The sequence below is a fragment of the Phaeodactylibacter sp. genome (assembly GCF_040219495.1).
Taxonomy (GTDB): domain Bacteria; phylum Bacteroidota; class Bacteroidia; order Chitinophagales; family Saprospiraceae; genus Phaeodactylibacter.
Map to the genome: position 1 here is coordinate 1 of NZ_JAVJSK010000079.1, position 14,592 is coordinate 14,592.

Below are 14,592 nucleotides of genomic sequence, written 5' to 3' on the forward strand. Positions count from 1 at the left end.
AGAGTTCTGTCTCCTTGTTGCCCTTTACCAGGCTACCTAACACTGTATTTCTTAATTAACCGATAAATATTTTACCTATGAAAAATGTAAACCTGAACCTGAAACCGCCCGCACAGACGCGATTGCTCTTTCTTTCTTTCTTTCTTTCTTTCTTTCTGTAATTTGGTAGTAGCCCAGCAAAGCAGTTTCTACCTGGAGACCTGGCAGGCCAGTCAGGGGGCGCAGCCTGCGGTATCGCTGGACCGGGTGCTGAGCACGCCTAACCGCTTTGGAGGCGCATTTACAGCTGGAAGTGTGTACAATGAAAGCGCTGGGTATTATGACCTGCTGGTTACCCAATACCATGGAAGCGGAACGGTAATGTATCAGGACACCTTTAACCTTCCTGTGCCAGGAAACATTATTGTCGGGGCCATTACGACCAACAGCAACAAAACAGAATTATTCGTTACAGGCACGGTTTATAATGGCAGCGCCAACAGCTATGACGTCTTGACTATGAAGTATGGGGTTACAGGCCAGGTAGACTGGTACAGCACTTACAACGGCATTGGTAATGGATACGATGGGGGCAGTAGCCTTCTCGTAGATAGCGATACTATATATGTGGGAGGCGCGATAACGGATACCACCGGCTTATTTGGTGCGCTCTGTATCAAGTATCTTGACGGAGGGACTGAAGTCTGGGACCATGTCACTACAGTGAACAACCGGGATTTGGTAATAGGCACCCTATCAAAAAGCAACCCTGGTGAGCTGACTATTGGAGTGGGCCTTGAATTTAATAATGGTACTCACAGGGTAGGCTCAGCAGTATTGGCAACGTCCGATGGGAGCACGCTGAGCGGGTTTTCCGAAAATAGCCAGGTGGACCTTGACGAAATCATTGGATTTGCGGCTGATACCGAACAAAATCTCTATGTTACCGGCTACAGCAATGCGGCTGGCAATGGGGATGATATTGTCACGGTGATGCTGGATGACACCCTTGGCCTGGTCTGGGAGTCTGTTTACAATGGGGCTGCCAATAGTGACGACCGCCCTTCCAGCCTGGACATCGATTCTTTGGGCAATGTATATGTCGGGGGCTATGCCACCACCTCCAACGACAGGGACTTTGCGGTGATCAAGTACAACAATAGCGGCACGCAGCTGTGGGCTGCGCTGTACGATGGGCCGAGCCACGGCGATGATGAAGCCAAAGCGGTAGTAGCAGGCAAAGACGGGCTGGTCTACGCCACCGGCTCAACAGATACCCTTGGGCAAAAGGACTACCACACCCGTATATTGAAAGCCAGCGACGGCACGACAGAATGGTCGTCCAGCTTCAATGGCTTGCACAGCAAAGACGATGAAGCGACCTCTATTGCATTAGATGGTGAAGGCGGTTTGTCTGTTCTGGGCAAGAACGGGCTGTCAAACGGTAAAACGGAATACATGCTCGTGCGGTACGCGAAAAAAGAGCTGGTCATCCCTCCGGGGGATGGAGGAGCTTCGCCGGCAATCGCTTTCACAGAGCAGCGGGGGCAGCTGACTGATACGTCAGGAACATCAGTAGATGATATACGTTTCTACAGCCTTGGAACTAACCCAAGTATTTTTGTCAGAAAGGATACGTTGAGCCTAGTTGGTTCAAGAATTGATTCAAGCGCTAGCACGACAGACACGCTCCACCGAGTAGATATTTCGTTTAAAGATAGTAAATCATCATTAATGTCGGTAGCTGGCTTGGAGAAGCAACCTTACTATGAAAATTACTATTTAGACCATATACAGGAGGGTAGAGCAAAAGTAGGTCAGTATGGTCGTGTAGTAATTTCTGATCTATACGACAATATCAACTTACAGCTTTTTGCAAGTCCTTCAGGGGTGAAATATTACTTCGTCGTTGAACCTGGAGGAGACCCTTCAGACATTGAGCTTGAGCTCAATGGCCAGGATGCTTTAGCTATTGATAGCAAGGGGCGCCTAGGAATCCAAACCAGCCTACATGATTTTTTACTGGCAAGCCCTTCTTCGTTCCAACTTGATACTGCCAACCAAAAAACCTCTACCTCTTGGCAGCCAGAATTCAGTATTTCAGGCAGCAATGTTACTTTTGACAGTATTGGAGTTTTTGATACGACAAAGGTATTGGTAATTGTTTTAGAAGAACCGATTTCCAAAGAAGAAGATGGAAGCGGCAATGTAGAGTGGTGTACATATTTTGGGGGTACAAACTATGAGGAAATATTTGAATCTGATGCGACTGAAGGAAATGAATACGCAATTACCGGCTTAACGTTTAGCCCTGACTTCCCTAATGAAAATGGGGTTTTTAATTACTTGGCACAATCAGACGCATTTGTTTCTACTTTTGATAGTGAGCTGAATCTCTCTTGGAGCAGTTATATCGGCGGAAATTTCGATGATAGAGGGAATGATGTAGTGTTTTCTGGTGCATCAGGATTTAATTTAATCTTAGTTGGATCTACCGCAGGGAGTGGAACTGGAACAAATAGTGCCGGATTTCCAATTCTTGATAATGGTTTTTCCTTTATTGATGATTCGAATTCATGTGCAACTGAGAATAGTACCTGCCGTAACGCTTTTATTACTTTGTTTACCGCTGATGGGCAAATTAACCATTCCACTTTTTTTGGGGTCGATCAGTCTGCTACGATTACAGGGGGTACTGCTCAGGCTTTTGCACTGCATGAGTCTCCGAGTAAAAACATTTATATTGGTGGATTAGGTGTAGTGCCAACCAACACAATTACTGGTGGAGATTTTACAGATTATGAAGGGACCGGATTTATAGCAAAATTTGGCAATAATCTTTCATCTATTGAATGGTCCACAGGTTTCATGGATAACGTTAGTAGTATTAATTCGGATGGTTTTGGTAATATATTTGTACTTGGGCGATACGTTGATAATACAGGAGATACTTACGGAGCTCCAATACAGGAAAACTCTAATTCAGATGTTTATTCATTCAATGGCGGATCATCAGACATAGGAATTTCCAAGATAAATGAGGCTAATAACGATTTAGTCTGGTTCTCTTATTTTGGGGGTGACGGGGGAGATAATGAATCAGCAATGGATGTGGATAACCAAGGTAATGTTGTATTTACAGGCGAGACGAGTTCTACTGATTTTCAAGTACAGTCTTCAGGAGTAACTGGTAGTTTATTCCAAAATACTATTGATGGATCATCAGATGGCTTTGTTGCAAAGTATTCAAATACAGGGCAGCTTTTGGCCTCCTCGTACTATAATAGTGGGAATTTTTTGAACTTCACATCTGTTAAAGGGGATGCTAATGGAAATATTATTGTAGGAGGACTTGCCCAAGGGGGAATTAGTACTATTAATTATCAAAGTTTCTATTCTCAAGCAGCAACAGGTACAACGAATATTGATGGCTTTCTATTAGGCTTGGATGGGGACTTCACCCCTTACTGGACTACCTACTTTGGCGCAGATGGAGTTGATGCTATTTACACTTTAGATGTGACCTCAGATCATCTTTTTTTGGGGGGAGTTGTGACACAAACCCCTTCTTCTCCTACTGATACTGACTTCCCATTGATGATGTACTCAAATAAACCTGAAAGTTATTTTGTGGACTTTATAAACGAGCCTTCGAATCAAGCATCTTTATTTTTGGCCAGGCTTAGTTATGATGCATTAACTTCTACTAAAGACTTGAAATTGTCAAAAGATAGTGAGTTAGTTGTATATCCAAATCCAGCCTTGGAAACACTCGAAGTAAAGGTTTCAAAAGGTGAGATTTTTAGTTTTGTCGTTTACAATGCTTTGGGGCAAGTTGTTGAAATTAAGGAGAATGTTGGCAACTCTTTTTATGTTTTGGATATCCATGCATACCCCTCTGGTACTTACTTTATCACGGTCAGGTCTTCCTACGGAAATAGTTCTACACAGTTTACAAAGGTGGGTGAGTAATAATCAAATATCTAATTCTGAGCAGTGGCTAAGTGATTATGTTTAGCCACTGCTTCTTTAAGTTTTGCCATCATGCGTTATCTGGTATTATTCGCTATGTCTTTATGGTTATCTCCAATGATTGGAAATAGTCAGGTGTTCATGGGGGGAGATGTGAAAATCGAAAGGGATTCCATACTGCCATCATTTATGTTTAATGTGGAAATTGATATTTATTATGCCACAGAAGACACAACTTACAAAGGGCATTCTATACCTGTAAATGTATCTGCTGGATTCACGGGTCGAGTTGATTGGGTAAGAAAAAGTGTGCTATCAAAAAACCTAATTCAGTTTAGGTATGAATTCTCTTCTGCTATCGGTGTAGAGAATAATACTGTAGTCCAGGTAGATACAATTTTCACTTTTGAAGACGTGAACAATTTAAGTATCAATCCTGCTAACTTCATACTCAGTAATGCATTCAGCAGTACACCAATTGTAGTTGTCCAGGATCAAGATATAGCTAATTTCGAAAACAATCAGGATACCTATTATTTTGACCAATATGGGGTGTTGCACTATCCATTTAATGTGTCTGAAAGCGACGGAAATCAAGTTGATCTTGGCTTTGAAAATGTGCTAACATATGAAAATGATTTTTATGAATTACCAGTTGCCACGGATTCAATATATGTAGATAATATTGCTAAGGAATTTATATGGGACAGGCCAACAGCGCCTGGAAAATATCTATTTGCCTTTAGATTGTTGGAGTATAGCCCAGGAGTGCTAGTCTTTGGTGCGAAAGAACGCTTTCAAGTAATTGAAATAAAGGAGTCAGATTTAGTGGTTAATACAGAGAAGGTAATTGATGAAAGCTTCAAAATAAACCTTTTCCCCAACCCCACCACTTCCACCCTACATATAGAACTACAGCATGCCCAATCCACCCAAGCCAAGCTCCAAATCGAAAACTTTGCCGGCCAAACACTTCACGCTGAAGCCCTGTATCTAAGCCCTGCCCTTCAAAGCTGGGAAGTCGATGTGGCGGACTGGCCAAGTGGTGTGTATGTGGTAAGCTTGCAGGCCGGGGCGGAGCAGGTGGTGCGGAAGTTTGTGAAGGAGTGACGAGTAGAAGCGACGGCAAAATAAGCAGGATGGCAGTATCAAATGCGCCGTAGAGCCATTGATCAGATTAAACAAGCGGATCAAAAGGTACGCGGCACGAAATCCGCCTTATTAACAATAGCCGCTGAGTCTCCGGTAGCGCGGATGACAAATAGCCCTTTGTTTTCTGCCATCTGTTCTGCCCCGGCATCGGCCTGTAGGAAAGCTACCGCACCATAAATGGTATTGGGGGCGTATTCCTCAACCCAGGTTTTGAAGGAGGCCATTTTGTCGAGGAACTCATGGATGTGCTTGGGCTTGAGGGTGGTTTTGACTTCTACGACCACCACTTCTGTGCCATTTCGGGCAACGATGTCAAACTCATAGCTTAGCCCTTTATGACTGCCTTTGACCCGCCGGGCGGTCTGCTCTACTTCGATACCGCGCCTTTGTAGTATAGGCACGAGGTCGCCTTCCACCAGGCTTTCCACCAGGCGCCCCCACTGCGAGGAGAACAGCCCATAAAGTTCGTTGAAGCGTTTGTCCAGCTTTCTATCGGTCTCTTTAAACTTCCTGTCGGTCTCTTGAAACTTCCGGTCAGTCTCTTGAAATTTCCGGTCAGTATCCTTAAACTGTCTATCGGTCTCTTGAAATTTCCGATCGGTCTCTGCGAACAATGCTTTGATTTCGTCCCAGCTGATACCGTTGTTTTCTGCCATGGTTGGTAAGATGATTATTCCTTATAACCAGCTCATTATAAGTTTGGTTCCGTTTAGGTGTACTTTTGGGTTAGGCTCCTACTGAGAACCTGACCGGCCAAACCCTTCATACCGGAGCTCTGAATTTGAGCCCGGTCCTCTAAAGCTGGCAGGTTGATGTGGCAGACTGGCCGAGCGGGGTTTATGTGGCCCGCTTGCTGGCAGGGTCGGAGCAGATGGTGCGGAAGTTTGTGGTGGAGTGAGTGAAGGAAGTTTGGGGCTCGATTTGAGCCATCATCTCTGGGCGAATATTAAGGGGACCAGTGACTGGTCAGGTTCATTTGACGAACCATTGCCCGACCGTGGATTTGAGGTAGGAGCATCAATAGGGGTACAGTATTTCCTGCAAAGGGGGAATTAGATACCTGAACCAGTACAGCCATTCCTACTGCCTGGGATCTATATTTATTTCCTGCGCTCCATTTCGAAGCAAGAACGGGCCTGCATCCCGGTCAAGGTCAGGCTTGTTTTCCCATTTTAGCCGAAGTTCATCAGTATTCAGGACCGCATGGGCTTTTACTTTTTTACCCTGCATTTCCCACCCGAAGTAGTCCTGCCAGGCTTTCAGATGGAGCAGCAGGGCAGGTGGCGGATTGGTCAGCTTCAAAAAACCACTGGGCATTTGAGCGAATAAATTGCCATTTGTATGATTGTGAGTATTCGGCAGCTCAATGGCGTGCTTGCGGCAGTCGATGAAGATGTTGTCGGTTACGCTTTGTGCGCGGGCGGTTCCTCCTCTGCCCGCTACGATGCGGGTTGGATTGAGGTAGGAGCCGTAGCCAGTGTTTTCGATATCTATCGCCAGGTTGTGGTGGAAATGGATGCTGTCTGAGCCATCCGTGTAAAAGGCGTTGCCACCCGCACCGTAGTCGCCGCTGATCCAGTACTGGCTGCGCAGTTTGTGGAAAACGTTGTGGTCGACGTGTATAGCGCCCCGGCTGACTTCCACATAAATGGCACCCCGGGCCGTGGTGATATCCGAAAAGAGATTTTGGGTCACCCTGCAGTTTTCGCTGGAAAGATAGTCCAGCCAAATACCGGGCGCATAGGTAATGTGGCGGAATACATTGCGCCGGATCAGCGTCCCCCGGGCGCGGTGAAATTTGATTGCACCGGACTCCCAGCCGTGCTCCGCATCGTGCCAGCCAATGTGCTCAAAGAGGTTGTCCTCCACCAGCAGTTGACGGGCACCATTGGCCTGCAATCCGCCGGTGCCGCAGTGGCGGAAGGTATTCCCGCGCACGACATGGTGGCCGAGCCCGGGCTGGGAATTGGTATGCCACATTTCGTTGCCAAGGTCAAGGGCAATGCTATTGGCCCATTCCAGGGTACACTCCTCAATGATCCAGTGGTTGCCCCGGCGGGCAGAGACCATGCCGCGCTGTGGCATGGCAAACCCATTGCCGGCTTTTTCAAAAGTGAGCCCTTGCAGCCTGATGTAGGGCAGCCCGTAGGCTTTCGGCGCAAAGATCTGCTCCTGCACGGTCGCTTCAATGGATGTGTAGTCCGCAGGCCCGGTCCGCCCGGGGAACCGGACGTGCAGCCTCAGCCCGTTGTGCTCAATCCAGTAAGCGCCCTGCTCCGCTTCGGCAAGGTCTACCGGATGCTCCGCCTGCTTCAGCAACTGCCCATCCAAAAATAGACGGCCCCGGCGCTGAAAGTGGGCGTGCATGTTGATATTCTTATAGTCCACCCATTCCAGGTCCTGCCCGAGGTTCCGCAGCGCAAAGGGATTGTAGCCCATAAACCATTCCGGTGGCAGATCGTATTGCCAGATCTGTAGTGGTGGTTTCTCAGTATCTTCGTAGGTGTGCCGCTGCCCGGTATAGCGCCATCCTTTGCCGGGTTCCCATCCTTCCAACGGCAATTCCCGCGCACCGCTAATCACCACCCGGTGGCCGGGTGCAGCCGCATACGTGATCATCTTCTCCGGACTTGTTCCACCCCGTGCAGGATGTACCGCTTCCCGGTAAGTCCCGCTTTTGATCAGTACCTGCTCCCCGGGCTGCAAAGCCGCCGCTGCTTTTCCAATAGTACGCCAGGGCCGCGCCTCCGTACCCGGGTTTTCATCACTCGCCTTCGGATGATTTTGGTCTACAAAAAAAGTTTGGTCGGGCTCAGCTTTTCTTTCCCAGCTTTCAAAAGCATTACCATGTGGCATCAGGCTGCTGTCGAAATTCCGGTAAGGCGATTGGGCATACAGGGTACAGTTGAGTATCAGAAGGAGTAAAAAGGCAGGATAGCGGATTGGCATAGTTGATGTTTTGGATAACAAAATATTACCGGGGGGCAGCAAGCTCAAATTCAGCGTTTAGATGAGCCTTCGAGCTGTTACCTGCAAATACCGAAAAGCGCCCCGGCTCCGCTTCCCATTTTCCATTGGCGGTGTAAAAAGCCAGATCAGCCTCCGTAAGCTCAAAGGATATTTTGCGGTGCTGCCCAGGTTCCAGAAAGACCTTCTGAAACCTCTTCAGCTCCCGCACCGGACGTGTACTGCTGCCCGTATGATCGCGCGTGTACAGCTGCACGACCTCGTGCCCCGCCCGGTCGCCGGTATTCGTAAGGGTCAGGCTGACCGTCAGTATTTCGCCCGGTGTAAGAGTCGAAGTATTGAGCTTTAAGTCTCTGATTGTGAATTCGGTATAGCACAATCCGTAACCAAAGGGATAAAGGGCATCCGTGCGCTCGTCAATATAGCCCGACCAGAAAATATGCGGATGATTTTCGTCTCCGGGGCGGCCGGTATTTTTCTGACTGTAGTAAAGCGGCAGTTGCCCTACGGAGCGGGGAAAGCAGACCGGCAGTTTCCCGGAAGGGTTATACGCTCCGGTCAGCACATCGGCTATGGCGTGCCCGGACTGACTGCCCAAAAACCAGGTTTCCACGATGGCGGGGATGCGCTCGTCCATCCAGCTAAGGTCGAGCGGACGGCCATTCATGAGCACGAGGACGATGTTTGGATTGACTTCGTAAACAGCTTCCAGCAGTTGCTGTTGTACACCCGGCAGGTCGAGGTGTACCCGGCTGCGGGCTTCTGCCGACATAAAGCAGTCTTCCCCCAGCGCCAGTACCACCAGTTCAGCCTCCGCTGCCACCCGGCGGGCTTCCGCAAATCCAGAGGTATCGTAGTCGATCGTTAGGCGGTCGCGGAAGCTGCGGGCACCCGTTGTGATGCCACAGCCTTTGGCATAGCTCCAGCGGGCATCCGGCCAGGCCGCCTGCAGCCCTTCCCAGATGGACACCGCGGAACTGTCTATGCCCCTCGCTCGCCAACTGCCCAGCGGGTTGTCCTTGTCTTTGATCAGTGGGCCAATCAGGGCAATGCGCTTTTGCTTGGACAACGGCAGCACATCCTCTTCATTTTTAAGCAAAACAATGGACTGCCGGGCGACCGACCGCGCCGCTTCCTGATGCTCAGGGGCAGAGAGCCATCGTTTTTCCCGTTCAGCGTCACAGTAGCGGTAGGGGTCATCAAAGAGCCCCAGCTCAAATTTGACCCGCAGTATGCGCGCCACCGCCTGATCAATGACTGATTCGTCCAATTGTCCGGAAGCCACCAGCTCCTTCAGGTGATAGTAGTAAGTCAGCGAGCCCATGTCCATATCAGTACCCGCTTTTAAAGACCGTGCGGCGGAAGCTTCCAGGTTGGAAGCCTGCCCGTGACTGACGACCTCCTTCACCGAGTTGTAGTCAGATACCACAAACCCTTCAAAGCCCCAGTTGTCCCGCAGTACCTCCTGCAGCAGATAGGCATGCGTGGTCACCGGCACGCCATTGAGCTCGTGATACCCGCCCATGAAGGTCGCCACACCGGCATCCACGCAGGCTTTGAAAGGTGGTAGCACCACATTGTGCAGGGTCTGTCGGCTCATGTCTACGGTATTATAATCCCGGCCAGCCTCCCCAAAACCATACCCGGCAAAATGCTTGGCGCAGGCTGCTATGGTCGTACTGGCCGATAGATCATCGCCTTGAAACCCTTTCACTTTAGCAACGGCTACCTGCGCATTCAGGTATGGGTCTTCCCCGGCACCTTCCATGATCCGGCCCCAGCGGGCATCCCGGCTGACATCCACCATCGGGGCAAAAGTCCAGTGTACACCGGCGGCGGCACTTTCCCGGGCGGTGATGCGGGCCGAGGTGGAAATGGCTTCCAAATCCCAACTGCTGGCCTCGGCGATAGGGACTGGGAATAACGTCTCGTACCCGTGCAGGGCATCCAGCCCAAAGAGCAGGGGGATAGCGTGCCGGTTGGCTTTCAGGTGCATTTCCTGAATGGCCCGGGTGTGTTCGACTCCGGTGATGTTCAGCATGGCGCCCAGCAGGCCCTTGCTGAGTAAGTCGTACCGGATTTTATTTTCCCCTTCATCGGGGGGCGGACCGGTGATGTCAAAGTGATTGCTGATTTGCGTCAGCTGACCGATTTTCTCTTCCAGGGTCATGGCATCCAGGAGCGCCTGGATTTCAGCTTCATGATTGGTTGTGTTATGGTTTGGGATTTGGGCATAGAGCCATCCAATGGCAGCTACCCAAAAAATGGTGACTAAGGCTAATGGTTTCATGGCTAAGGCTTTCTAAGTTATCGGTTGTTCAGTAGTTTTTGGACTTCAATGCCGGCGAAGATGAGCCCCAGCAAGCCATGGGAGTCGTCCTTTACCACCGGACGCTTGTAGTAGTACTGCACGTCTTCGGTGCACATGGTGCCCATGCAGATTTGGCTTACGGTCCCGTCTTCCCCGATGACGCTATCCAGAGCTTTCCAGCCTTTCAGTACGTAAGGGCGGTACTTTTTATCCTTGATCCATCCCTGATTGATGCCACGGGCAATGGCCATAGTGAAAATGGCGGTGCCGGAAGTTTCCTCAAAGGAATCAGGACGATTGAGGACGTTGTGGTAAAAGCCGGATACAGGGTCTTGCATCTTGACCAGCCCGTCCACATGGTCGCGGTAAATTTTCAGGATGTTTTTGTACTTTGGATGGTCTTTGGGCAGGTGGAGCAGAACTTCCGTGGTTGCCCAGATACCCCAGCCATTGGCACGGGACCAGTAGGGGAGCTTGACTTCGGGGCGCTCGGAGTACTGCGCGTGCATGTAGAGGTCCATCTCCGGGTCGTACACCCGCTTGTGGAAGCCCAGCACCTGATTGGCGGCATCGTCGAAGTATTGCTGCCGCTCAGCAGGGGCTTCAGTAAGTAATGCCGATTGCAACAGGAACGGTATGCCCATGAACATATCATCCACCCAGGTGGTGTACTTAAAGGGCGTTTCCCGGGTGAACGTACCATCGGGCAGGCGGATTTGCTCTTTCATCAGATAATCCTGAGTAGCCTCCACCAGCGCCTCATATTCTTCCTGCCGGTCAAAGTTATTGTCTTTGCGTAATCGGTAAATAAAGGGCAGGGCAGGAGCGGAGGTGAAGTCCAGCAGGGGCGTATTCCAAAGATGGGTATGGCGGGAATACGGCCGGTGCAGGGTATACTTCTCGTACCCGATGTACGGCTTGATATCAAACATGAAATTACAATAAGTGGTCAGATAGTCCACATACTTTTGTTCTCCGGTAAACTCGCCCAGGTTCCGGATAGCCCAGGCGTAGCCCGCCGTATGGTAATTCCAGTCGTAGAGCGTGCCCCAGAGCGGATCAGCATCAATTACGTCTGCCAGGATTTCCACTTTAGGCAATTGCCAGGCGATTTCCTGACCGCCGTATTCGTACAAACGCCCGAGTACAAAACCTTCTTCCAGTGGATAAGTGGTGCTCAACCCGGCCCGACCCGGGTTGGGGAAGGGGCCAATGACGAGCCAGTTGGACAGCTCTGCTACCTCTTCGGTGATATGCGGCAGGTATCCGATGGACAGCTTCATCCATTCATCGTCCTGCTTTTGGCCCTCCGCGACTTTGGGGAAGCGGGGGCGCAGGAAGACTTTCCAGTCGGTGCCTGCACTTTCCGATTTGATGAGCAACTCATTGCGGCCTTTCTGAATGGGCAACTGAATGGTGTTTTCCAGAAAGATATCCCGTTCTTCTTCCCGCACTACGGCGGGCCCGGTTTTTTGTTTTTCGTAGACGACTTTTCCGTTGAGCCAGATTTTCAGCCCGTCGCTGTGGCTGACTTCCAGGGGCAGCGTAGAGGTACGTTCGCTGTTGATGACACTTAGCGCGTAAGCCACGCCCGGTTTGCCCATTGGGAAAGTCCGCTCCAGGTTGAGCGTGTTCATACCCCGAAAATAGGTGCCCGGTTTTTGAAGGATTGCCCGGAAAGCGAAAGGAACATCCCGTAGGGTCTTATCCGCCACCGCTTTTACAGCATCGACGGGCTGTCGTTCAAATTCCTGGGCAAAAGCGAAGAGGGTGGAAAAGAGCAGGCACCCCATCAGGAACACCTGCCTTCTAACAATACGTCGTGTATGAAACTTATTCATGGTTGTTTATTTTTTGAACTGAAGGGTGCGGCTTTCACCGGGCTTCAGGGTTGTTGTTGAAGTATTCCAAAGGGCAAGCTCGCCTAGAGGGCGGGCCCGGTCGGCGGCATTTTCCACCAGTATCCTGACGTTGGCTACACCTTCGGTGGGATTGTGAAGGACGACCTCCAGGGCTTCCGCCGTTTCGGTTTGGCTCCTGACTTCCACGTGGTCAAAGGGGATGCAGATGCCCCGGTCGGGCTGCACATAGAGCCCCGGGATTTCCACGTAAGTGAGCATAAGCGCCGTCTCCGACCAGGTGGTGAGGTAGGAAATTTCCCCAATGCCTTCCAGCCAGTCGGTGGTGCTGACCCGTTCGCACATCCAACCTTCCTTTGTCCCTTCGATGGGGTTGAGGGGATGGGGAAGGTACTGTGGCATATTGCGGGCAATGTCCTGCAGCAGTTCGGCATAAAAAGCATCGCCGGTCGCCCGGTAAAGCTTGAGCAGCGCCTGCCCGGAGTGGGTGCAAATGCCGGGTGCGCCGTGTTTGTTTTGGGTATTGGCGTTGACTGCGCCCATGGAGTGCATCCCTTCCCTGCCAAACAGGGAGTTTTCCGGAAAAGGATAATCGTAGGCAATCACCCAGGTCGCAAACTGCCGGGCGATATCTTCACCCATTTGCAGCCATTCCGTATTGCCGGTGGCTTCGTAGAGACTGGCGTAGGATTCGATCAGGGCATAGCAGGACTCGCTATCGGGGTTCTGCATGGCGTCGCCCGGGCCGCCGTTGGTCAGGCCGCGTTGTATGTAATTTTTGTAGTAGTAGCGGCCGGCCGCTTTCGCTGTTTCCAGGTAAGCAGGTTCGTCAAAATAGGAGGCGGCCAGGGTGAGGGCTGCCGGGATAATTCCCCCGCTCGTGGAGCCGCCTACAGCGACTTCCCCGGAAGGATTGTCTACGAAGTGCCCAAACTGACCGTGGTCGTCCCAAATCTTCACCAGGGCATCGGCTACGCCCTGTGTGCCGGCAACCCAGTTGGGCTTTGGGGTAATCCCCAGGCTGTCCATCAGCATCAGTTGCTTTAGGACGTAATAGAGCCCATCCCCGCTCTTGCGGATCAGGTGCCAGTTTTTGGTGTGGGGCTTGCGGATATCCCCGCCGTACCATTGATCGCCATGTTCCCCGGAGTCCCAGAACAGCCCGGAGGGGGCAAGCCCATCCGGAAAGAGCCAGTCGAACTGCCGGAGCACCCGCTGCCGGGTGGTGTCATGCCCTTCCCAAAGCAGGGGCAGGGTGGAAATCATACCGCCCGTCCAGCCGATCTGCCAGTCTTGCAGGAACATATTGCGGGGCCCGACTGAATAATAGCCATGTTCGTCTTCCCAGTTCAGCCTGTTAAACTTGGCTTCCTGTACGGGAAAGGCCTCGGAAAAGGGCAGGATCAACCGGTGCTCACCTGCCGGCAAATAGCTTTTGCGGATATCGGTGTAGTAATCGAATAATCTTTGCAGTTCAGGCGCTGAAAACAAGTGCAACTGAAAGGTAATCTGAACCGTGTCCCCCGCGGTGAAATCCGCAGGTATATCATCGGAGGGCCAGCGGCTATCCGTAATCCGGTATTTATATTGCTCACGCACCACAGGAGCGGTGAGGCTAATGGTCGCTTTGTCCCGGTTCCTGTTCTCGGTGATGTCTATGCCGGAATCGCCAAGCCGGGTCTGTGGCGGGGTCAGCAGCCATACGCCCTGTTGTTTTTGCGGTTGATGGAACCCAATAGCGGGCAGGGTCATATCGCCCGTCCGCTGTTGGATGCGCGAGGGACCATCACTCACGTTGAGCTTGGGCACATCGCTAATGATTGTGGGTATGTCGGGCCCGATATCTCTGGGGTCCAAAAGTTTGGGCGAGTAGCGGATGCGCCGGTAAGGGAAGCGGTTCCCATTGTAAACGGCCCCCGGCATTAGCACATAGTTGTCGGTGGACCAGTCTGAAAATTCAAAATCGATAGATACTGAGGCGGAAGGCGTTTGCCCGGATTGACAAATAAAGGTGGCGGTGCCTTCCAGTACATCAGGCTGACCGGGAAGGGGTTCCAGGTCGAGCTGAATGGCCCATGCACTACCGGGTAGGGCAAGTGGATTATTCCCGGCTTGCAGCGGGGTGCTGTACCGGTTTGTCAGCAGATTGAAGTGTTCCGCATCGTACTGATTGACCCGCGCGTGCAGCTTCAGGTCAGGAGGTAGTTTTGGGGCCTGAGCAGGCAAGATACCCATACCGCATAGCAAAAATGCCAGGATCAGCGGGATAGGGATATTGCCCCAAAGGCGTCTTGGAAAATACAGAAGCATATCCAAAGGATTAAGAGGTTGAAAATCAAAATTATCAACCAA

Annotated in this window: 8 protein-coding genes; 3 read left to right on the top strand and 5 right to left on the bottom strand. The window is 50.9% G+C overall.

What is annotated here, in order from left to right; genetic code table 11:
* The first annotated feature begins 162 nt into the window (after nt 1-162).
* Both RIC19_RS11425 and RIC19_RS11430 read left to right on the top strand, forming a co-directional pair.
* Nucleotides 163-3,951, top strand: a complete 3,789-nt coding sequence (locus RIC19_RS11425) for a DUF7948 domain-containing protein (RefSeq protein WP_350178451.1) — start codon at nt 163-165, stop codon at nt 3,949-3,951.
* 72 nt (nt 3,952-4,023) lie between these two features.
* Nucleotides 4,024-5,061, top strand: coding sequence for a T9SS type A sorting domain-containing protein (locus RIC19_RS11430; RefSeq protein ID WP_350178452.1), 1,038 nt, complete (start codon nt 4,024-4,026; stop codon nt 5,059-5,061).
* 80 nt (nt 5,062-5,141) lie between these two features.
* On the opposite strand, the gene RIC19_RS11435 is transcribed toward RIC19_RS11430, so the two are convergent.
* Nucleotides 5,142-5,759 carry a hypothetical protein gene (locus tag RIC19_RS11435; RefSeq protein ID WP_350178453.1) on the bottom strand — a complete coding sequence of 206 codons (618 nt, stop codon included), beginning with the start codon at nt 5,757-5,759 and terminating at the stop codon, nt 5,142-5,144.
* 158 nt (nt 5,760-5,917) lie between these two features.
* Here RIC19_RS11435 and RIC19_RS25760 point away from each other — a divergent pair, with 158 nt between their 5' ends.
* Nucleotides 5,918-6,001 (top strand): hypothetical protein, encoded by an 84-nt coding sequence (locus RIC19_RS25760; RefSeq protein WP_502930834.1) that lies wholly within the window; start codon nt 5,918-5,920, stop codon nt 5,999-6,001.
* A gap of 182 nt (nt 6,002-6,183) precedes the next feature.
* On the opposite strand, the gene RIC19_RS11440 is transcribed toward RIC19_RS25760, so the two are convergent.
* From RIC19_RS11440 to RIC19_RS11455, 4 genes are read right to left on the bottom strand one after another with little or no spacing between them, the layout of a single operon-like run.
* Entirely contained in the window at nt 6,184-8,052 is a 1,869-nt protein-coding gene (locus tag RIC19_RS11440) for a right-handed parallel beta-helix repeat-containing protein (protein ID WP_350178454.1), read from the bottom strand.
* A gap of 25 nt (nt 8,053-8,077) precedes the next feature.
* Nucleotides 8,078-10,360, bottom strand: coding sequence for a beta-glucosidase BglX (gene bglX / locus RIC19_RS11445; RefSeq protein WP_350178455.1), 2,283 nt, complete (start codon nt 10,358-10,360; stop codon nt 8,078-8,080).
* Nucleotides 10,361-10,377: 17 nt separating this feature from the next.
* Nucleotides 10,378-12,222: a glycoside hydrolase family 88/105 protein gene (locus RIC19_RS11450; protein ID WP_350178456.1), complete on the bottom strand. Its 1,845-nt coding sequence runs from the start codon at nt 12,220-12,222 to the stop codon at nt 10,378-10,380.
* Between the two features lie 6 nt (nt 12,223-12,228).
* Nucleotides 12,229-14,550, bottom strand: a complete 2,322-nt coding sequence (locus tag RIC19_RS11455; protein ID WP_350178457.1) for a hypothetical protein — start codon at nt 14,548-14,550, stop codon at nt 12,229-12,231.
* Nucleotides 14,551-14,592: the final 42 nt, after the last annotated feature.